The sequence below is a fragment of the Mesorhizobium captivum genome (assembly GCF_033977165.1).
Classification (GTDB): domain Bacteria; phylum Pseudomonadota; class Alphaproteobacteria; order Rhizobiales; family Rhizobiaceae; genus Mesorhizobium; species Mesorhizobium captivum.
On the sequence record NZ_JAVIJB010000040.1, the window covers coordinates 40,525 to 61,164 of the forward strand.

At 58.9% G+C, this 20,640-nt stretch carries 20 protein-coding genes and 2 pseudogenes; 14 read left to right on the forward strand and 8 right to left on the reverse strand.

What is annotated here, in order from left to right; all coding sequences use genetic code 11:
- Positions 1-15 precede the first annotated feature (15 nt).
- A complete protein-coding gene (gene nodB / locus RFM40_RS26720) occupies positions 16-675 on the reverse strand; it encodes a chitooligosaccharide deacetylase NodB (protein ID WP_320229386.1) in 660 nt (219 codons plus the stop codon).
- Entirely contained in the window at positions 672-1,262 is a 591-nt protein-coding gene (locus tag RFM40_RS26725; protein ID WP_320216521.1) for a NodA family N-acyltransferase, read from the reverse strand. The genes nodB (RFM40_RS26720) and RFM40_RS26725 overlap by 4 nt, the downstream gene beginning before the upstream one ends.
- A gap of 415 nt (positions 1,263-1,677) precedes the next feature.
- Here RFM40_RS26725 and RFM40_RS26730 point away from each other — a divergent pair, with 415 nt between their 5' ends.
- The 10 genes and pseudogenes from RFM40_RS26730 to RFM40_RS26770 all read left to right on the forward strand — a co-directional run bounded on the left by RFM40_RS26730 (position 1,678) and on the right by RFM40_RS26770 (position 11,604).
- Positions 1,678-1,905, forward strand: a complete 228-nt coding sequence (locus RFM40_RS26730) for a hypothetical protein (protein WP_320253115.1) — start codon at positions 1,678-1,680, stop codon at positions 1,903-1,905.
- 438 nt (positions 1,906-2,343) lie between these two features.
- A pseudogene (locus RFM40_RS33790) lies at positions 2,344-2,508 on the forward strand (hypothetical protein); the annotation flags it as partial.
- A 15-nt stretch (positions 2,509-2,523) separates the two neighbouring features.
- Positions 2,524-3,183 carry a chitooligosaccharide deacetylase NodB gene (nodB, locus tag RFM40_RS26735; protein ID WP_320229387.1) on the forward strand — a complete coding sequence of 220 codons (660 nt, stop codon included), beginning with the start codon at positions 2,524-2,526 and terminating at the stop codon, positions 3,181-3,183.
- Between the two features lie 77 nt (positions 3,184-3,260).
- Positions 3,261-4,133 carry an ISAs1 family transposase gene (locus RFM40_RS26740; protein WP_320229388.1) on the forward strand — a complete coding sequence of 291 codons (873 nt, stop codon included), beginning with the start codon at positions 3,261-3,263 and terminating at the stop codon, positions 4,131-4,133.
- A 236-nt stretch (positions 4,134-4,369) separates the two neighbouring features.
- Entirely contained in the window at positions 4,370-5,281 is a 912-nt protein-coding gene (locus RFM40_RS26745) for a LysR family transcriptional regulator (RefSeq protein WP_320229389.1), read from the forward strand.
- A 720-nt stretch (positions 5,282-6,001) separates the two neighbouring features.
- A complete protein-coding gene (locus RFM40_RS26750) occupies positions 6,002-6,250 on the forward strand; it encodes an acyl carrier protein (RefSeq protein ID WP_320216525.1) in 249 nt (82 codons plus the stop codon).
- 2 nt (positions 6,251-6,252) lie between these two features.
- Positions 6,253-7,461 carry a beta-ketoacyl-[acyl-carrier-protein] synthase family protein gene (locus tag RFM40_RS26755; protein WP_320229390.1) on the forward strand — a complete coding sequence of 403 codons (1,209 nt, stop codon included), beginning with the start codon at positions 6,253-6,255 and terminating at the stop codon, positions 7,459-7,461.
- A 620-nt stretch (positions 7,462-8,081) separates the two neighbouring features.
- Positions 8,082-8,246: a hypothetical protein gene (locus tag RFM40_RS26760; RefSeq protein ID WP_320253123.1), complete on the forward strand. Its 165-nt coding sequence runs from the start codon at positions 8,082-8,084 to the stop codon at positions 8,244-8,246.
- A gap of 276 nt (positions 8,247-8,522) precedes the next feature.
- Positions 8,523-10,256, forward strand: a complete 1,734-nt coding sequence (locus tag RFM40_RS26765; RefSeq protein ID WP_320229403.1) for a type I secretion system permease/ATPase — start codon at positions 8,523-8,525, stop codon at positions 10,254-10,256.
- 34 nt (positions 10,257-10,290) lie between these two features.
- Positions 10,291-11,604 (forward strand): HlyD family type I secretion periplasmic adaptor subunit, encoded by a 1,314-nt coding sequence (locus tag RFM40_RS26770; protein ID WP_320229391.1) that lies wholly within the window; start codon positions 10,291-10,293, stop codon positions 11,602-11,604.
- Here RFM40_RS26770 and RFM40_RS26775 read toward each other — a convergent pair.
- Positions 11,579-11,759 (reverse strand): annotated as a pseudogene (locus RFM40_RS26775) (cold-shock protein). The gene RFM40_RS26770 and the pseudogene RFM40_RS26775 sit on opposite strands and share 26 nt — an antisense overlap.
- Positions 11,760-12,262: 503 nt before the next feature.
- Between RFM40_RS26775 and RFM40_RS26785 the strand changes: the two are divergent.
- The 3 genes from RFM40_RS26785 (at position 12,263) to RFM40_RS26795 (ending at position 14,463) form a co-directional block, all read left to right on the forward strand.
- On the forward strand, positions 12,263-12,670 hold the full coding sequence (locus RFM40_RS26785) for a Ros/MucR family transcriptional regulator (RefSeq protein ID WP_320229393.1): 408 nt from the start codon (positions 12,263-12,265) through the stop codon (positions 12,668-12,670).
- Between the two features lie 219 nt (positions 12,671-12,889).
- A complete protein-coding gene (gene alr / locus RFM40_RS26790; RefSeq protein WP_320229394.1) occupies positions 12,890-14,056 on the forward strand; it encodes an alanine racemase in 1,167 nt (388 codons plus the stop codon).
- 161 nt (positions 14,057-14,217) lie between these two features.
- Complete coding sequence (locus RFM40_RS26795; RefSeq protein WP_320265573.1) at positions 14,218-14,463, forward strand: hypothetical protein; 246 nt, start codon at positions 14,218-14,220, stop codon at positions 14,461-14,463.
- Positions 14,464-14,790: 327 nt separating this feature from the next.
- On the opposite strand, the gene RFM40_RS26800 is transcribed toward RFM40_RS26795, so the two are convergent.
- From RFM40_RS26800 to RFM40_RS26815, 4 genes are all read right to left on the reverse strand, one after another.
- Complete coding sequence (locus RFM40_RS26800) at positions 14,791-16,170, reverse strand: M16 family metallopeptidase (RefSeq protein WP_430691587.1); 1,380 nt, start codon at positions 16,168-16,170, stop codon at positions 14,791-14,793.
- Positions 16,170-17,540: a M16 family metallopeptidase gene (locus tag RFM40_RS26805; protein WP_430691586.1), complete on the reverse strand. Its 1,371-nt coding sequence runs from the start codon at positions 17,538-17,540 to the stop codon at positions 16,170-16,172. The genes RFM40_RS26800 and RFM40_RS26805 overlap by 1 nt, the downstream gene beginning before the upstream one ends.
- A 1,058-nt stretch (positions 17,541-18,598) precedes the next feature.
- Complete coding sequence (locus RFM40_RS26810) at positions 18,599-18,859, reverse strand: cold-shock protein (RefSeq protein ID WP_320229396.1); 261 nt, start codon at positions 18,857-18,859, stop codon at positions 18,599-18,601.
- Positions 18,860-18,864: 5 nt separating this feature from the next.
- Positions 18,865-19,044: a cold-shock protein gene (locus RFM40_RS26815; protein ID WP_320229397.1), complete on the reverse strand. Its 180-nt coding sequence runs from the start codon at positions 19,042-19,044 to the stop codon at positions 18,865-18,867.
- A gap of 642 nt (positions 19,045-19,686) precedes the next feature.
- Here RFM40_RS26815 and RFM40_RS26820 point away from each other — a divergent pair.
- The gene (locus tag RFM40_RS26820; RefSeq protein ID WP_320229398.1) at positions 19,687-19,821 is read left to right on the forward strand and encodes a hypothetical protein; all 135 of its coding nucleotides are present in this window, start codon (positions 19,687-19,689) and stop codon (positions 19,819-19,821) included.
- Positions 19,822-20,453: 632 nt separating this feature from the next.
- Here the strand turns inward: RFM40_RS26820 and RFM40_RS26825 are convergent.
- Positions 20,454-20,640, reverse strand: a 187-nt coding sequence (locus tag RFM40_RS26825; protein WP_320278592.1) for a hypothetical protein, incomplete at its 5' end; no start/stop codon positions are given.

Sequence of the window (20,640 nt, forward strand, 5' to 3'; positions counted from 1 at the left end):
AGATCTTTGGTTCGTTTAGTGTTGTTGGGGAAGCGAGCGCATTACAAAGCCGCGGTCGTGCAATGCTGGAATTATGCGCGAGAGGGCCAGGATGGTTTGGCTTCGCAAGCCGGCGTCACTGCCCGGCTTCATCTCGCTAGGAGGGCACCCGTCGTGCAAGAGCACGATTGCGCCCGGCCGGACGGAGGCCAGCACTGCATCGACGATTGCATTGACACCGGGACTAGACCAGTCTTGCGGATCTGCCGACCAGTGGACAGCCGACAGCCCAATACTGGCCGCAGAGGCGATCACTTGTTCGGTCCAGATGCCATAAGGAGCGCGCATGTACCGCACCGAGGCTCCAGGGCAGGCCGCTTTGATGGCTCTGTTCGCCTCGAAGATCTCACGCTGCACTACGCCGGGTTCGCATTCGGACAGATCAGGGTGGGTCATCGTATGGTTAGCAACCTCGTGCCCTTCCGTGATCATTCGTTGGATTAGTGCTGGCTGGTCTGCCGCGTACGCGCCAATGACGAAGAAAGTCGCCGACACACGGTGTTGCGCCAGCACGTCGAGCACCTTCGGTGTGCAAAACGGATGAGGGCCGTCGTCAAACGTCAAATAAACGCTAGGTTGGCCGGCACCGTTAGCGCACTCGCTGTACACTTCGGACAAGCAGTCGAGGTGGCTCAAAGCTCTGCTCCGTTCCGATCAATCATCTCGCCGGCGGGCCAATCGGTTATCGGACGCCCAACTGGCAAGACAACGACGAGTGCGTCGTCTATGCGCGTGGGCGGTTTGTCGAGAAGCGCGTCTCTAAGGGTGGAGCGCACGCGAACGCCCGACTTGACGACCAGCAGACCGCCTCGCCCCAATCTTGCAACGTGTTTATGCAACGCTGGCCGAACCGTGCCGAAGCCGAATGGAACCGCGAGTTCCTGCAACACGGGAAGCACGACGCGGAATGAACTGCTGATTCCGAGCCCCTCGAGATCCCGACGAATCCCGTACAATCCGAGTTCAGCCACTAGCAGATCAGCCCCATCGATTTTGATGAATCGACGCAGTATGCCCATGTGTGCCGCAATACCGCTCGAGTCATACGCGATCGCACGGAACTCAGGTCTAGCTCCGGCCCAACTTCGGCTGCCTTCGAACGGCTTGGCATTGAAGGCGCCGGTCGGTCCGTAGGTCCTTCGAAAGAATTCGGCGAGTTCGATATGGTCGGAAAGTTGCAACTCGTTTTCCCAGCACAGCTTCCACCGCACCTGAGAGCGCATACAAAGACTCCTTTTTTGATACTTCCCGAGGGCACGCATCACGCGTTCGACGCCGCGTGATCTGGTGCGAGTTCAGACGCTGCCGTCGGAGATCGCGATACTAGCCAATTGAACTGGCAGAACCTCGTACGACTGGGTTCCAGCGCTGATGGGATCTCTCAAACTTGCCGTCCTTCCTGAGCCAAACCCTTCATTTCGGGTTCCTAATGCAGCACCGCCATCGATTGGTAAAATCGATTGTTTGGATGGTTGATATTCGATCGGTGGATGTTAGGATCTATGCGTTCCAAGGGTCCTGACCGCTCATGATCGGCTGGCCGAAGTTGGTGCTGTGCGCCGTCGCGGTCAGGTTCCCCCGCAGCCAATAGGACTGCGCGCGAAGAGCAGATTTGATCGAGACCGCGTTGAACCGGCGGTGGAAATCGACACGCTCAGCCCCGCCACCGAGGGCATGGCCACGATGCCGATGGCACTGTGCGTTGTGCTCGCGAATCCATGCCTCGCCCGCCGAAAATGCGACAGGAGGCTTCCAGTGCCGGGGCCGCAGGAGCGCCCGTTGTGGTCCCATGAGGAGGCGGAACACGAGTTCCTGCTCTCCGTGACACGCCGTGACCTGGGTTTTGCCGGGGTGGTCGAGCACTGAGCGGTTATGCGGTGGAAGCTAGACTAAGACTTCTCAACCGATCCGCGTCTCTGCCGTGAAAGGCACCGGGTCGACCCGCTATCGCGCAAGCCCAGGAGCGCGCAAGAATAGTGAGCCGCCGATGTTTACGCTCGCGCCGGAATACGTCTCGGAGAACTGCCGACCGCCGTGCGAGGCGAGGTTTACTGGACCCCGGGCGTGGTATCAATACGGATGGGATTTATCCAATCAATCAATTTGACTGATTTGCTTGAGTCCTGCATTCATGATCGGACATCAACGCAAATTGAGCGAGGTACAAACCGGAGCCTGGGAAAAAAGCGGCTCTTAAGAGTCCTTGCCAAATCACATCAACACTGACATGTACCAGATTGCTTTGCCATTTCACTAAGTTTGGCGCCTTCGACCCACTTGTGACCGAAGTATAATCGCACCCCCATGCAGGCACGCCTGGAACAAGATGGCGCTCAATTCGACGTCGGGGTCAACCCTTCACAATGCGCTACCCGATTTGCCCCAAAGCGCACGGAAAACGCAGCTGTCGCTGTTACACCGGTTGAATGTTCAACGTCCGATTGGCCGGCCGGAGCGACAATCGACCGGAACGGACCAGAGCCAATGATACATTCCGACTGGTTATGGGACCTGCGCAGTGAGTGCGACGACTGCATCGGCCGCCGCAGTATATATTTGACTTTTGACGACGGTCCTCACCCGCTTTGTACACCGCAGATCTTGAATCTGCTCGCGGAACATCGGGTCCCGGCGACGTTCTTCGTCATTGGCGCCTATGCCTTGGGCCAGCCGGAGCTAATTCAAAGAATGGTCGCGGAAGGGCACGAGGTAGGCAACCACACGATGACTCATCCGGACCTGTCTAGATGCGGGTTCGACGAGGTGCAGCGTGAAATATTTGACGCTAATGCGGCTATTATGATGGCTTGCCCTCAAGCGTCAGTTCGGCACTTGCGCGCGCCATACGGGAACTGGACCGAAGAGGTCTTTGCCGCGTCCGCCATCGCTGAACTGGCAGCTATCAAATGGTCGGTTGATCCGCGCGACTGGTCTCGCCCCGGGGTGGACACGATCGTCGATGCGGTCCTGGAATCGGCCAAGCCCGGGGCAATCGTCCGCTTGCATGACGGGTTTCCTCCCGACGAGTTGCTAGCCGTATCTGGTGCAGGTCTGCGCGATCAGACCGTCACGGCGGTATCCCGTCTAATCCCAGCTTTACTTGAGCGCGGATTTCAAATCCGCTCGCTTCCGCATTTTGATTGAAACGCACCGCTGGCTAACTCCGCGCTTTGACCGCTGCTATCTACGAGGGCATTTGCGGCGGATGGCCGACCATCCTCATGAACCGCATCAATCCTGCGCTGTTTGTCGATGCGTTCACCGCTTGGATGCGCCAGACATCGCCGGACAAGCCCGACTTCGTGGCCACCTCGCGCCGCAGCCATGACCGCAGTGCCGACAAGGCTCCGCTGCATCTAGTCTCCGCCTTCGCCGCGACGTCTCGGCTGGTGCCCGGCCAGGGGGCGGTGCCCGACAAGAGCGGCGAGACCACCGCACTTGCGGCACATCTGGAGCGTCTGGGCGCAAATGACGGCCTCAAGGGAGCGATCGTCTCCATCGATGCCATCGCTACCAACGCAACGATCGCCACGGCAATCCGCAATGTCGGCGCCGACTATCTGCTCGCCATCAATGCTAACCAGCCCACCTTGTGCGCTGAGGTCGAAGCCTGCTTTGCTGATGCACCTGCCGCTGAACTCGACCGCGTCACCGACATCGAGGAACGGCGCGTCACCGTCTCTTGCGAGGCCGACTGGCTGGCGGGCTCGCGCCGCTTTCCCGACGAACTGCGCTTGCCCGAGGCCAAAACCATCATCCGCGTGAAAAACCGCACCGAACTTAAGGATCGCTGCCGCCACGACCAGATACTTCATGTCTTTAGCACGGCTCGGCGCCGAGCAGGCCGCCTCGGCCGTGCGTGGTGGTCACTGGCTGATCGAGAACGCCCTGCACTGGACCCTCGACGTCGTCTTCAACGACGATCAATCGCGGCTCCGAAAGGCCATGGCGCACACAACAGCGCCGTCGTTCGCCACTTCGCCCTCAATCTGGTCAGAGCCCTCTCCGACAAGCGATCCATCAAGCGTCGACGAAAAGTCGCCGGATGGAACCCCGACTATCTCGCCTCAATCATCGGAGAACTCGCTCGTTAACCTGGATTCAAAGCCCTTTGCTCAAAGACGTGCCGTCCCGATCCTGACGCGGCCGCTGGGGCGCAGGACTCTTGCAGCACATCTCGGGCCAGAGCTAATGAGCTCCCGGGCGGTCGGCTGCTTCATTTTGCCTCCCCGATTTGCATATAAAGACACTTTTCAAATGTGGTGTCTCGTGACATTGGTGAAATCTATTGCTCGGATGAAATGCATCCATGCGCTAGATTGGAATTGAAATGCGGTTTAAAGGCCTTGATCTGAATCTCCTCGTCGCGCTCGACGCTTTGATGATTGAGCGTAACCTCACAGCGGCGGCTCGCAGTATCCACCTTAGCCAACCAGCCATGAGCGCGGCTGTCGCCCGGCTGCGCGGCTATTTTGGTGATGAGCTTTTTACAATGAAAGGCCGTGAACTCATCCCGACACCGCGAGCCGAGGCGCTCGCCTCGCCGGTCCGCGAGGCGCTGCTGCATATACAGCTCTCGGTTATTTCCTGGGAGGAATTTAATCCGCGGAAATCCGATCGCTGTTTTAGGGTCATCCTTTCCGATTACATGACGATCGTTTTCTTTCAGGGGGTCATTGACCGTGTTGCGCGAGAAGCCCCTTTCGTCAGCTTCGAACTCCTGCCTCTCGCTGACGATATGGAAGAAATTTTCCGGCGCGGTGACGCCGATTTTCTGATACTCCCTGAAATGTTCCTGTTAAGCGGGCATCCAAAAGCGAAGCTTTTCGACGATACACTCGCCTGTGTGGGCTGTCGGACAAACAAGGAACTGTCGAGAAAGCTCACGTTCGAAAAATATATGTCAATGGGTCACGTAATGGCCAGATTTGGACGTTCGCTCAAGCCATCCATTGACGAGTGGTTTTTGATCGAGCATGGCCTCAAGAGGCGGGCCGAGGTGGTCGTGCAGGGGTTCAGCATGATCCCTCTGATGCTACCGGGCACCAGTCGCATTGGGACCATGCCCTTGAGGCTGGTTGAGCATTTCGCAAAAACACTACCGCTGCGCGTCGTCGAACTTCCGCTCTCGTTGCCGGTGTTCACTCTGGCGATGCAGTGGCCTGCGCTTCAGAATGGCGATCCGGCAAGCATCTGGATGCGGAAGATTTTGTTGGAGGAGGCATCTCGCCTGGTGCCATAGCCGAAGGCTGCGGTATGATTTGCACAACTTTGGATCTGCTCAGCGTTTCGGCGGTGTGCTTTGCGGCGAGTGGCCGCCTGTCATCTCCGCCAGGAGGCGCAACTGGACACTCCGGTTCCCTGCCCGGCGCGGGCCGCAGATCAGTACGAGCCAGCCGTTTCGCTGGCGTAAGAGCCCTCCCGCCGAATGGAGCCAGTCCTGCTGCCGTTGCTGCCTGTGAGGCCAGCGACGAGCAGATCGGGGAACTGCCGTCGGCACGCCTGCCGGCGCGGGATGGCCGGAATCGAGATCGAGCTGGTTGGTCGCTGTGCATTCGGGTCGACCGCGACGTCGATAAGGGTACGTTGAGCCGGGTGCAAAGGCGGCTCAAGCGAAAGCGCAATATGACTGCGTGTACCCGGATCGACTAGCGATGCTATTTCCGGCGTCCTGAAATTCTAGCACATCACTATGTACAGGAAAAATGCGATTTGTGAACGACGCCCTTCAAAATGAGTATTCCGGTGATGCTGGGCGGCTATTCCAACCCGACGCCGGTCGCAAACAAATAGTTCGGAGTCCGCCTCTGGGCTATAGGCACACCATCCATTGCTTGAATGATTCTTATCCAAAATATCAATTTCCCCAATAGCGCGAAATTTTGCATCACAACAATGCTGATCGGTGAATCTTTCGCGTCACCGAGATTCATGGTCGGCCGCCAGACGGGAGGTGAAAGGCATGACTAACCAGCTTACGGCCGAAATCCTGGCGGAGATCTGCAAGCACGCTGAACCGGATGGGAATCCGATCACTCTTGAGACGAAGCTGACTGATTTGGGCATCCATCCGCTGGAAATGGCGGACATCCTGTTTGATCTTGAGACGAAATACGGGATCCAGATCGAAACGGACATTACTGAGGCCTGGAGCGATTTGCAGAACGTGGGCAGCGTGGTCGAAGCCGTCCGTGCGCTTAATGAGCACTGACAATGAACAAGCGCGTTGTTATCACCGGCATAGGCGGGATTTGTGGGCTCGGCAGCTGTGCTGCCGATATTTGGGCCGCCATGTGCGACGGCCGTTCAGCAATCGGCGTGTTGAGCGGTCCCTCGCTGCACGACATCACCGCGCGCACGGGATGCGCCATCCGCAATCTTCCTCAGCATGAGATCGAGCGTAAGCAAGTTCTTTCGATGGATCGGTTCAGCGTGCTTGCAGTGCTTGCCGCTCGCGAAGCAGTCCAGCAAGCAGGGCTGACCGCGTCTGACAAAAACCGCTATCGCCTGGGTGCGACGGTCGGTGTGGGCGTCTGCGGATGGGAGGCGATTGAGCAAGATTACCGGGCTATGTTGCTCCACGGCAGAAAGAGGACCGGGGCCTTCACCGCGCCCAAGGTCATGCCGGGCGCCGCTGCTGGACATGTCAGCATGGACCTTGGACTGCGCGGTCCCGTCTACGGCATCACTTCGGCTTGTTCCTCCTCTAACCATGCCATTGCCTCCGCCGTCGACCAGATTAGGTGGGGCCGCGCTGATGTGATGGTGGCAGGTGGCGCCGATGCGCCATTGGTTTGGGGAGTAGTGAAATCGTGGGAGGCTATGCGAGTGCTATCGCCCGACACTTGCCGGCCTTTTTCCGCGAACAGGCAGGGCGCTGTTCTCGGCGAAGGCGCAGGCATGATAGTCTTGGAAAGTTACGACCATGCCCGCGCTAGAGGCGCTGAAATATTGGCGGAATTGGCCGGTGCGGGCCTTTCAGCCGACGCTTTCGACATCGCGGCACAGACCATTGAGGGTCCCGAGGCGGCGATCCGCGCTTGTCTAGCCGACGCGGGTCTGGTCCCGGAGGAGGTCGATTACCTGAACGCTCACGGCACCGGCACTAAGCCAAACGATCAGATCGAGACCGCAGCAATCAAGCGAGCGTTCGGCGACCACGCCTATCGAATGTCGGTATCCTCGACCAAATCGATGCATGCCCACTGCCTCGGGGCCTCGGGTGCACTGGAGCTGATCGCCTGCGTGATGGCAATTCGGCATGGGATCGTACCGCCTACCGCCAACTATGACGAACCAGATCCAGATTGCGATCTAGACGTTACCCCCAACGTGGCGCGGGAGCGGAAAGTCAAGGTGACGCTTTCCAATAGTTTTGCGTTCGCGGGCACCAATGCGGTGTTGGCTATCAAGGCGGCGTGATTGTTTGGATCAGTGACGATATTGGTTGCGGCCAATCGTGAAGTGAGTCGTCGTCGCTGCCTTGATCTTGGAGCAAACCAGGAACTCTCGGCAGCGGTCAAGAAATAGCCCTGGAGAGCAGATCCGGGAAAAGTGCTTTGTGCTTCCTGGATTGCGAATGGGCTTATCAGCTCAGGCAACTCGGTCGGGTGTCCGCATGGATGCCCGGCCGATTTCTTGCGCGGTATCGATAAACGACGCCTCGCGCAGGAATCATGAAAGTGCAAACAAGTGGGTATTGCTAAGTGACGTAGTCCAGGGCTGAAAGCGGGCGGCTGCTTTCGGGGCAAAGCTCATCACAAGCTGCCGTTCCGTTGTGTCCCACGGGGCAGCGGGGCGTAGAGCCAATCCAGCTTCGAGGGTGTGATGCGGCGCGCTACCCGGAGGACATCCAGAGAGTGAATGCATTCTATCCAATCAATCGATTTTACAAATTCGTGCAGCGACACAAGAGTGCTATGAAATCAATCGTGAGGAGTATATGCGGTGGCAACGCCTATCGAAGCTGGGCCCGCAGCCAATACCCCGTACGGCAGTAGCGGTGACGACTTAATCTTAGATTTCTCCAAGGTAATACTCGGATCGACGGCCGTGCTGGCAAAGACTCCATCTCGGCCGATGGGGGCGTCGACCGAGCCTTCGGCGGCGCGGACAACGACAAAGTCTTCGGTGGAGAGGGCTTAATTATCATTTCGGCGACGGTCGAAATGAACTTCGCATGGAGCATGACGACCGAGCGCTGTTAACAGTGTAGCAGACATTGAGGCGCCGCATCTGACTGGGTCCGACTTCACCTTCGTCTCCTCCAAGACGCCAGGACTAAGCATTCCCGCGCTGAGCAGTCGCCGTGTGTCAGGAGTTGGTGTCGCCGGTGACGTAGGCCGGTTTTGCGGGCCCAAAAAGTGGCAGATCCCAGCCCCGACGGTGCTTATGAACGAAGGCCTTTCCTAGGGGGTCCCTTCTTGAAAATTTCAGCGAACAAAGAGCAGTCCCCCTCGAGGCCTTTCGCCCTAACGGCCACCATTTGGGCAATTTTCTCAATCAGTGGCGTGATCAACTTGCTTGCGCTGACTTCGCCACTGTTCATGCTGCAGGTGTATGACCGCGTTCTGGCGAGCGGCAGCGTACCGACGTTGCTGGGGCTCGTCGTGCTTACTGTGGGACTTTATGCATTCCAATCCCTGCTCGACATTCTGCGCGCACGCGTACTGCTGCGGATCGGCGAGCGTTTCGACGGGGAGTTTTCCGGACGCGTTCATGAGGCAATTGTTCGCCTGCCCCTTTTAACACGCAGACCGGGCGACGGCTTGCAGCCGCTTCGCGACCTCGACAATATTCGCGGGTTTCTAGCCGGAAACGGCCCCACGGCGTTCTTCGATCTCCCATGGATGCCGCTTTATCTCGGCATTTGCTTCCTTTTTCACTTCTGGATTGGCATGACGGCGCTTGTCGGGGTGGTCGTCCTGGTTTCCCTAACGGCTCTAACAAACGCATGCTCCCGACGGGCCACACGCGATGCCATCAACCACAACATGGTCCGCAACGGCCTACTGGAAGCAGCGCGCCGCAATGCCGAAATCATAGAGGCTCTCGGCCTCAGAAGCCAGATCGCGTCCCGATGGCACAAGGTGAATACCAAATATCTTGCTGCCAATCGCAAAGCCGGAGATGTGGCAGCTGGGCTAGGCGGGATTTCAAAGTCGCTACGCATGATGCTGCAATCGGCGATCCTCGCCGTTGCCGCCTACCTCGTGATCGCACGTGAAGCTACCGCTGGGGTGATGATTGCCAGCTCTATTATGATGGGCCGTGCCTTGGCTCCAGTCGATTTGGCGATTTCAAGCTGGAAAACTTTGTTTCTGGCGCGCCAGAGTTGGGCACGGCTGAAGGACCTCATGGCCAAGATGCCTCAAACCGCTCCAGTCATGCCATTGCCCGCACCTGAACGCGAACTGCGCGTCGAAGGCGTGATGATCGTTCCACCCGGCGAGAAGAAACCGACTGTGGCGGGCCTTGCGTTTGCCGTTCGAGCGGGAAGCGCACTCGGGGTCATCGGTCCATCGGGTTCTGGCAAGTCAACTCTCGCACGCGCCATCGTCGGCGCCTGGGGGCCGTCCGCCGGAAAGGTTTGCATCGACGGCGCGGGCCTCGATCAATGGAACCGAGAAGCACTGGGCCGCCATCTCGGTTATTTGCCTCAGGGCGTTGAATTGTTTGACGGAACCATCGGCGAAAACATCTCTCGTTTTGACGACAATCCTGATTCTGAGGCTATCGTGGCTGCGGCAAAAGCAGCGGGCGCACACGAACTGATCCTCAGATTTGAACATGGCTATGAAACTCAGATCGGTGAAGCTGGCTCGGCACTTTCCGCCGGGCAGCGTCAGCGTATCGGTCTTGCCCGTGCTCTTTATCGCGATCCCTTCCTAGTCGTGTTTGATGAACCCAATGCCAACCTCGATGCGGAAGGCGAGGTCGCCGTGGTCGAGGCGATCAATTCCGTTCGTGAGCGCAACGGCATTGCCGTTGTCGTCGCACATCGCCCCAGCGCCATCGCGGCCGTCGATTGCATATTGATGCTCGAAGGTGGGCGACAGAGAGCCTTCGGTCCGCGTGATGAAGTGCTTTCCACTGTCTTGCAGAGAGCAGCGACGACGCCACGAGCTGAATCCAAGGATGTGTCTGCGATCGATGTTGGGAAGACGTCTGCTCAGGGGATTGCCCAGTCTGCGTCCAAGGGCGCTGTGTCCACATAAAAAGACCTAGGGCTACCCTGATTCGAGGATTGCGATGTCCGAAATTGACACGAAAGCCGACGCTTCCCGTTCTATTCGCCGAAACTTACTGACAGCACTTTTTTTGAGCGTCGCCGTTCTCGGAGGGGCGGGAGCCTGGGCTTCAGTGACGAATCTGTCTGGTGCGGTTGTCGCGCCCGGACACTTTGTCGTCGATTCATACATTAAAAAAGTGCAGCACCCGACCGGTGGGGTGGTGAAAGAAATCCTCGTGCGTGAGGGCGATAGAGTCAAGACAGGCGACGTTATCATGCGACTTGATGCCACTCAGCCACGCGCCAATCTAGCCATCATCATTAAGCGACTCGATGAGTTGGCGTCTCGGCTAACACGGCTCGAAGCCGAGCGTGACGATCTGGCAGAGATCGTCTTGCCGGAATGGCTGCTCAAGCGCCGAGATATTCCATCGGCTGCCTCCGCGATACTCGGTGAGCGGAAGTTATTCGAATTTCGCAGGCAATCCCGCGAAGGAAAAAAGTCGCAGCTGGCCGAGCGGATCACGCAATACAAGCATGAGATCGAGGGCCTCAAAGCGCAGCAGATTGCATATGAGAAAGGTATTGACATTCTCGGACATGAAATTGCTGTTTTGAGTAGGCTGCGCGAACAAGGCATTGTCTCGGACCAACGCTTAAACAGCCTCAAGTCGCAGGTTGCCACCTTAAGCGGTCAACGTGGTGAAACGGTCGCGAACCAGGCACAGACGGCGGCCCGTATTGCCGAAACTCGTCTGCAAATCCTGCAGATTGATCAAGATCTCAAGGCGGAAGTCGGCAGGGAACTCGCACAGGTCCAGGCCCAAGTGGAGGAATTCCTAGAACGCAAGGTAGCTGCTGAGGATGAGCTTCGGCGAATCGATATCGTCGCGCCGCACTCAGGAATCATCCAACAGCTTGCTGTCCATACGGTTGGTGGCGTGATCAGACCCGCCGATCCGATCATGCTGATTGTTCCTGATGGCGACGATCTTCTGCTGGAAGTACAGATCTCTCCGAAGGACATCGACCAGATACGCCTTGGTCAACAAGCCGTGTTGCGGATGTCGGCCTTCAACTTGAGAACCACACCTGAGTTGAACGGGTATGTAAGCTGGATAGCGGCCGATCTGACGACGAATGAAAAAAACGGCACTTCTTACTACCTGGTGCGCCTGTCAGTTCCGCGTGTTGAACTGACGAAGATCAAGGATCTGACACTGATCCCAGGCATGCCGGCCGAAGCTATGATCCAGGCGGGCCAGCGGACAGCGCTTTCCTATTTTCTCAAGCCACTGTCTGACCAGATCAATCGCGCATTCCGCGAAGAATAGTGCGGCGGTCCTGCTCGATCTCATAGTTGATCTTCTGGCCATCAATGAGGCTCTTTAGGCCTGCGCCGACAGCGGAAATGTGAACAAACACGTCATGGCCGCCGCTATCAGGTTGGATAAATCCCAATCCCTTGGTGCCGTTGGAACCACTTCACGGGTACGTTCCCGTTTAACTCCTGGGCCCGGCTTACGACCGGGCCTCCTTTTATGCAGGCCCAGTTTCGACCGGTTCGAACGGATGGCCTTCAGGATCGCGTAGGCAGCGTGCGCGTCGAGCGCGATATCCAACAGGCCTTCCGTGGTGTGAATCGAGAGAATGCCAATCACGTGGAATCCTTGACTGTCGAAGTGTGAAATTCGCTCGGCACGAAAGGCATGCCTTCTTCGTCTGGCGCATCGCTCACCTGTGTCCACAGCGCCGACAATCGCGCAACCCGACACCATGATCAAGCGGACCTAGAGGTCGGATAAACTTCATGGCCTTGTTGAGCCCGCGAGGGCGGCGATAGTCCCGCGATTCCGGGACCTGTCGGTGGCAAAAAGCCTCCGTGGACTTTCAACTTGACCCCGTTACCCGCGGACTTCGTTGCGTTCACGCCACGCCACCATTAAAAACGAGAGCTTCGGCGACATTGCTTCAGGCAAGGAGTGCACCGCGATGGAAGAAACCGACGACAACACCAGCGCCCTTATCGAGCTGACCGCCGAGGTGGTCTCAGCCTATGTCTCGAACAATCCAGTCCCGGTCGGAGATCTCCCGGCCCTGATCGATCGAGTGCATGGAGCGTTGAAGAGCGCCGGCGGCGACGCGGCGGAAAAGCCGGAAGCTCTCACGCCAGCGGTGCCCATCAGGAAGTCCGTCACGCCGGACTACATCATCAGCTTGGAGGACGGGAAGAAGTTCAAGTCGCTGAAGCGGCATCTTTCCGTTCACTATGGCCTGACGCCGGACGAATACCGCGCCAAATGGGGCCTGCCGGCTGACTATCCGATGGTGGCCCCGAACTACGCCGCCGCCCGTTCTTCGCTTGCCAAGTCAATGGGACTTGGCCGCAAGGCTACCTGACAAGCAAAAGCGGCGCTCGCTAAGAGAGGCCCGCAAGCTCCCTGAGGGCATGCGGGCTTGCCAACACTGATGGCCTTGCCCTCTGATGGTTAAATTGCCTCCTTGAGGGTGGAATGCTCCCGAACGCGGTTAGGAACCCACCTATCACCAACACTTGGACGGTATCGGAAAACTTGATAAATCGACGGTTCTCGGGATTGTTTTCATTGTTTTTTTGTCATGCAGCTTGACTATCAGACACTGACAAATTGCGGTCCACCCGCCGCCTCTGACCCCCACCGCACGCCGCTGCGCGGCAGCTGGTACGAGATCGACCTAGACGCGATCAGGCACAATTATCGCCAGCTTCGCGCACACCTGCCCGCGGCAGTACGGATTTTCGCGTGCCTGAAGCGCAACGGTTATGGGTGCGGCGCCGGACCGGTGGCTTCAGCTCTGGCTGCAGAGGGGGTTGACGGCTTCGGCGTCGCTGCGCTGCCGGATGCGGTCGCGATAAGGCATATGGGAGTCGAGCTTCCAATCCTGCTCTATCCAGGACCTCTGCCGTCATCGGCCGACATCATCGAACGGCTCGGGCTTACAGTCACGATCTCCAGCCTCGAGGAACTGGAACGCTGGCGTGCCGCAATGGACAGCACGCGGGTCTTTGTAAAGGTTGATCTTGGCTTTTACAGGTCGGGGGCAGCGCCGTCGGCTGTCAGCGCATTGCTCGCGGCCGGCCATGCTTATGACGATGTCGATGTCGAAGGGCTTTATGCGCATCTCAGCGAACTGCCTTCGGAGACGCCCTTCCATGTAAGCGAACAGCGCTCCCGTTTGCAGCAGATTCTTCAATCGGCCAATGCTTCTGGGACACGACCTCCCATTGCGATGGTGGCGAGCACGGTGGGTGTGCTTCGATACCCTGAGATGGATTTCGATGCTGTCGATCCCGGCGCCTTGTTCATTGGTGTCTCCGACACGGATCACTCCACCCGGCCTGTCGCCCTGCGGCCGGCTCTTAAAGCCATTTCGAGCTCTCTGGTTTCAATCAAGCGGACCGACTCCTCGCTCGGGACGGCGCCGAGCCTGCCTGGCTACCAGCAAGGAATGGTCGTCGGAGTGCTCGGTATCGGTTGGGGAGACGGGCTGCCACGTCAGCTCCCGCCCGGCGCTGAGGCACTGGTGAGAGGCCGGCGTGCGCCTCTGCTGCCGCCGGTTCATTTAGAACATCTCCGTATCGACCTCACGGACATCCCCGATGCTTGTTTCGGCGATCAGGTGCTCTTGCTCGGGCAGCAGGGAGACCAGACCATCACACAGCATGAGGTCGCCACCTGGTGGGGCACCGACATCGTCGGGCTGTATGCTCAGCTCCGGGACCACGTTCCACGCGTCTATGTCTGAGATTCATAAGAGCACAACAATCGAGAGCGGTTGATTCCAGAGCAACGCATCCACTCCCGCCGACCAACTCTCCTTGCACACCGCGACGTCGCGCGGCTCACTGCGGCGTCGCGCGATCGTGGGTATCCAAAAAAGCGGCCTAGGAGTCGTCCCTGCCGGAATTGACAATCAATTCGGCGCTGAAGCTCATCGACCAAATGGGGCCGAAGGCAGGCCTGGATGCGTATTCCGACGAAGCCGGCCATCGATTCCGATTTGAAGCCGGCCAGTCATTCCGATTTCATTCCGGCCGCCGTTCCGATTTGAAAGCGGCCAGTTTCGGTCTGATCCTGGGTCGCGTTAATGCGGCCGTGCTGGAAGAACGCCGACGCCATAATGGGATGCCATCATGCCGTAGCTGCGATTGATCTCGGGATCGTAGAAGCTGGCGCGGCTGGCCGGGGAGGAATCAGCGCGCTCAGAATCTCAAAGTCAGTCAATGCTGGCGCGGCAAGCCGACGCCGGGACGGCTGTGCCTCGGTTCCTAGCAATGGGAAGTGGCCGATCTACGATGTTGAGGCGTCAGCTTAGACGCCCCAGCTCGATTTATCATTGCGGGCCGCGCGGATCGCGTGCGCCCGCATTTTTTGTCGTAGGCATACGCCGCAGCAAGAGGGCGGCATTAGCGCCAGGAGGCAGGTGATGCAAGCTGAAGCGATGCCTTGCTAACCAGCAAGGAAGCTGCCGCTCATCCTTTAATATCGGTTGAGCGGCGGCCCGACGATCATGACGGTCGGATCAGCCGACAGAAGCTTCCTCGCCTCCGTGCTGACATCCTCCAGAGTCACCGCGTCGATCAGCGCGGCTCGGCGCTTGATATAGTCAATGCCCAGATTGCCGCGCTGCAGCCTGACCAGTGTCGCCGCAATCGAATCCGAAGACTTGAGGTACTTAATCGCAAACGAGCCGATCAGGTATTTCTTGGTCGTCGCGAGCTCCTCCTCGGTCGGCCCGTTCTTAGCCATCTCCTTCACCACCTTGCGCACGATCGAAAGCGTCTCGGCGGCCCGATCGGAGCGCGTCGCGGTCGTCACCAGCAGCGCGTTGGAATGCTCATGATCGACGAGCTTCGAGCTGACGCCATAGGCAAGGCCGCGCTTCTCGCGCACCTCCTCGAAGAGACGTGAGGTGAAGGTCGAGCCGCCGAGGATCTCATTCAGCAGCGCGGCAGCGAAGAAATCTGGCGCGTTCAGTTTCACGCCGGGCCAGGCAAGCTGCAGCGAGGTCTGCGGCAGGTCATAATTGATCTCGAGCTGCTGGCCGAGCTTGGGTTTGACGTCGGCCACGGGAGCCAGCGTCTGCTTGTCCGGCAGGTCGCCAAACACCTCGTCCAGCTTGCCGCTCAGCGTCGCGGCGTCGATATCGCCCACCACCGCCACATGCAGGCCGCTGCGGGCGAAAGTCGCCTTGCGGAAGGCCTTGAGGTCGTCAGCGGTGATGGTGGCGAGGCTCTCCTTGGTGCCCTGGTACGGCCGCGCATAGGGATGCCCGCCATAGATCGCGCGCAGCCAGCGCTGCTGCGCCACCGTGTGGGGGTCGCGCTCGTTGGCGAGGATGCCGGAGAGCACCTGGGCGCGGATGCGATCGATCGGCGCCTGGTCGAAGCGCGGGCTGTTCACCGCCAGCTTCAGCAGGCCGAACGCCTCGTCCATCTGGTCGGACAGCATGCGCATCGAGCCATAGGTGCCGTCGCGCGCCGCCTCAAAACTCATCTCGGCGCCGGCATCGTCGAGCTTCAGCTGGAAGGCATCGCTGTCGAGGTCGCCGGCGCCTTCGTCGAACAGGCCGGTCATCAGATTGACCAGACCGTCCTTGCCGGCGGGATCCTGCGCGCTGCCGCCGTCGAAGACAAAGCGGATGGCGGCCAGCGGGATCGAATGGTCTTCCACCAGCCAGGCGGTGATGCCCTTCTTCGACTTCACCTCCTGGATGTTCATCTCGGCGCGCGCGTCAAGCGCCGGCAGCGACAGGAAGAACAGGGCAATGCACAGAGTGGCGATGGCGCGCGCCACCTTTTCTTCTCCCCTTGCGGGGGAAAGAACGCTGCTCATCCGTTCAAGGACCAGGCTCATCATCAGTTCCCCGCCTGTTGCTGCGGCAGAAGATAGCCGGTGGTCGAGTGGTCGAGCACGAGGTAGCGGGCGGCAACCGCCTTGACCTCTGCGGCTGTCACTTTGCGGATGCGGTCGGGCCATTCCTGCACATCCTTCACATTGCCGCCGGTGGCGAGCGTCGAGCCGTACATCTTGGCCATTTCGTCCTGCTTGTCGCGGGTGAAGATCATCGAACGAACAAAGCGGGTCTTGGCCCGCTCCAGCTCGTCTTCGGTCACGCCGTCCTTGACGACGCGGGCGATCTCGGCATCGATGGCCGCCTCGACATCGGCAAGCCTGGCGTCGCCGCGCGGCGCGCCATAAACGGTGAAGTTGGTGGCATCGAGCATGGTGCCCTGGAAGTAGGCGGCCGCGTCAGAGGCGATCCCCTGCTTGACGACGAGCTCCTGGTAAAGCCGGCTGTGGTTGTCGCCGCCCAGGATCTCGGCCAGCAGGTCGAGCGCCTCCGCTTCGCCGGGCTTGGCCGTGTGATAGGACGGCACCACCCATTGCGTGGAAAAGCTCGGCACCGAAACCCGCGCGTCGGCGAGCGTCACCGTGCGCTTGGTGTTCTGCTCGGGTTCGACCGGACGGATGCGCGGCGGCAGATCCGGTCCACGCGCGATCTTGCCGTAGGTCCTTTCGGCCATCGCCTTCACGGCGTCGGGATCGACATCGCCCACCACCACCAGCACCGCGTTATTTGGGTGGTAGTAGGCGTCGTAAAACGCCTTCGCGTCCTCTCGGTTGAGCTGTTGTATTTCCTGCATCCAGCCGACCACCGAGATGCGATAAGGCTGATTCTGCCAGAGCGTCGCATCAAGCTCCTCTGTGAGCACCGCCTGCGGATTATTTTCAATGCGCGAGCGGCGCTCCTCGAGAACCACGTCGCGCTCGGTCTTGATGACGTCGTCGGTGAGGACGAGGTTGCGCATGCGGTCGGCCTCAAAACCCATCATCTGCTCGAGCGCCGAGGACGGCACTGTCTCGTGGAAAGCGGTGAAGTCGTAGTAGGTAAAGGCATTCTTGGAGCCGCCGATCTCGGACACCGCACGATCGAGCTCGCCGGCGGCGTGATTGGCGGTCGCCTTGAACATCAGATGCTCGAAAAAATGCGCGATGCCGGAGTTGCCGGGCGGCTCGTCGGCGCTGCCGATTTTGTACCAGATCATGTGGGTGACGACCGGGGCGCGATGGTCAGGAATGACGACCACTTCCATGCCATTGTGGAGTAGGAAATCGGATGGCGACTCTTCGCCGGCCATTGGCGACCTGATCCCGGTGAAGGCTAAGATGGTTATCAGCAGGGTCTTGGAAACCCAGCCGCCGGGGTTTGCAGCGAATATGGTCATGAATCTGTTCTGCTCCTTGGTGCGCTACACGTTCGACAGATCGGGTAAGCATGGAACGTGCCAAGCAGAAACGACTTCCAGAGCAACGCTTCCGCACGCAAACTGACCTGTCCATTGTCGGACATTGTCGGATACCACTCCCCGGCCTTGGCCGATGCGATTGCACGGCAGCGATGGTTCGGCACGGATTGCTGTTCACGCTGCCGAACCGGGGCCAGCATAGCTGGTGCGGTATCGCTCATGTATTTGGCCGGCGGTAGCGGACACGGTCCCCCCACCCCTTCTGCAGCATCAGTTGGGCTAAATCAGCGTGTCAGCCTCGAAGGCGAGAGCACCACCAAGCGGGTGCTCCCTCCGAACCGGAGCTGCTCTGGCAGTGCTTCCAGATAGCCGGCCAGCGATACTCCTGTGTCTCGGTGAATGGGGGTAAGTTCCTCGCAGCTGCGCCATGCGAAGCAATCTGCGCGCCATGTAATTTGCCTGCCCAACCGAACGCAGACCAAGAACGCCCAGGCCCTGCGCAATGTTCAAAGTCGCCGCTTTTACCACGTACTCGACGTGAAGTTTGGGTCCGATACCTTGTGTTCAAGTTGGCCGGACGGCGCCCAGTAAGCTCCACATATCGGCAGTTTAGGCGCTGAACAGTATCCTAGCTGGTAGCCATTTCCTCTGCACGTGGAGGGCGCCGATAGGGACAACCGCATCTTGGATCCATTTCTCCCACCTCCCAAGCCAGTTCCTCTGCGCGACGCAATTATCAGACCAACAACAAAATACTGGGCACCGTGATGGCTACGCGAGAGCCTCAATTGTTCAGCGAATAATTATTCCTGGCGCAACTGAGGTGTTGACAATTTCGCACATGCGAAAAGATTTTGTGCATTGCGATGAGCTCTTCGGCCTGTAAGGTCCCGGTGTCGGCATTGCACGTCCATGAAGTGCATGCCGGCGTGAATTCAGCGCTGTCCCTTCGTGCGCTGTTTTCGATGCGAGCCCGCTGTCGCCTTCCGGCAGCGGGCTCCTTACCAAGAATAAGAATCGGCTGCCCGAGCGATGAGCTATGCGAGCCGAATGCGCTCCAGACCTCTTTTGCCTGCCGCGCATTCGGCGAATACTTTTTGACCTTCAACCTGCGCAGCGAGCCCAGACCGCGTCAGCGCGGAGGCGTGAACGAAGATATCCTTCTCGCCGCTTTCAGGTGCAATGAAGCCCAAGCCCCTTTCAGGATTGTAAAACTTAACGGTGCCTGAGACCCCCGACTGGGGGCCCAGTCCAACACTGGATCGGTCCGCTACACGCTGAGGAGTTGATGCTTTCATGACCTCTACAATTTTGCGCCACCTGACGGCCCTTTGGCCGTTCCTCTAGGATAACTTTGAGATGCGCGCCCTCTGAGACACTGCGGCCATCCGGCCGCCTCCACCACCCGCATATGAAGATATGCGTCAGCGCCGTCGGCGAGTGCAACGAAGCCGAAACCTTTGCTGGCATTGAACCACTTCACCTCGGCGTGACGCAGTTCGAGGTGCCGGCTGACTGCCGCTGAAAATAACTGGGCTCCGGGTGCAGTTCTGAAAAAAAGGGCTCGTCGTCATATCGATCGCGACGTGACTTGCGACGGTCTTTGTGTTTGCTCATGATTGTCTCGGCTTGCATGGCGATCGGCACTGCCCGTCAGTCAATTTGTCGGGAAGTGGCCGACTGGCATGACAGCTGAAATTCGCTCTTCGTGCCGGATCTATTCTCCTGGCTAGTTCGCACAGCCTACGGCCGTGGGGGACCTGAGCCGCCGGAAGTGCAGCTAACGTTACGGCTTTTCCTGGCTGACGGGACCCCTCATTAGGGTGGCAAAGACGGTTTTATCAGGTGGTCACCCGCATTGAACCCGATGCAAGGCGGTAAATTGATTTCTGCGACTTCGGCCCTCTCTCTACTGAATCAAGTGCATTGCACAAGCCGGAAGCTAATCGCCTTTGATTGGATGCGGACCTGAGAACATGATCGAGTGCGTCGTTGTATCGCGCCATGGCATCGCTTCTAGCCCGGATAATGCATGGGGGTTGGCGGATGTGGTGCAAGCCGTTGAAATGACGTAGGATTTGGTTGCTTACGCCGATCCTCGCCATTCCCGGAGACCACACCCGCCATGAACGATCCTACGCTGCCGCTGAGCGGTTTGTCATCTGTTGTCGACGACGGTCGAAAACCGCTGATAAACGATGACACGCGAGCTGAAGCGCTGGAGAGAGCAAAGGCGGTCGCCCGCGCGCTCTTCAACTAGCGCTGTAGCGGGCGACCGCCTTTGCGGGGCGGTGCTGATCATCTGAGGTTGAGAAGGGGATAGACGCGGGGCACGTCTCCAGTCGCCCTGAGGCGGCTTTCGACTTACCCCGCCATGCGCCTGCCTTGTGGTAGATCTGCGGGTAATCAGCGCCGCAGAAACAATCCGGCGCAACACCGATCTCAACTGGCAAGTCCAGGCTCGGTGTCACGCTCCACTGACGGTGCGCGACCTGCATTATCGCATTGTCAGCGCATTCCGTCGACCTTTTCCCCGAACTCCCAGCGGCGCTCCGAAAGGACCGTCGCGGATGTTCACGGGCCGCTTCTTTCTGTGCGGCCGCTGCCGTTCGCAGGTAACGATCTGCCGCAGTTGCGACCGCGGACAGCGCTACTGCGGGGAGGTCTGCGCCCGTGCTGCCCGTCACGACTGGCGCAGAAGCTGAAGCAGATAAGTGGGCAGGCGACAGGCTTCTTGCTCCCCAAGGACGCCCCGAAATAAAGTGGATCCGCACAGAAGTGCAAGTCCGAGAGCTTGCACGCAGGCTCTCAGCCCTGCGATCGTGGCAAGAAGAATCAGACACGAGCGGAAAACTATCGGCTGATGACCGATCTCCTAGGCAGGCCCCTAAATCAAATCTGGAACTGAAACTCATTACATTGGAAGCTTGACCTCTTCGTGGGAGGTTTAGCGATGGCGCACAGCGGCTCCGGGATCAGGCTGGGATTCCACAACACGTCGGTCGGTATATCGCTTTTTGACCAGCAGAGGCCGACATCAGCCCCGCAGTCGGTTTTGCAGTGCCTGCCGATCAACGGC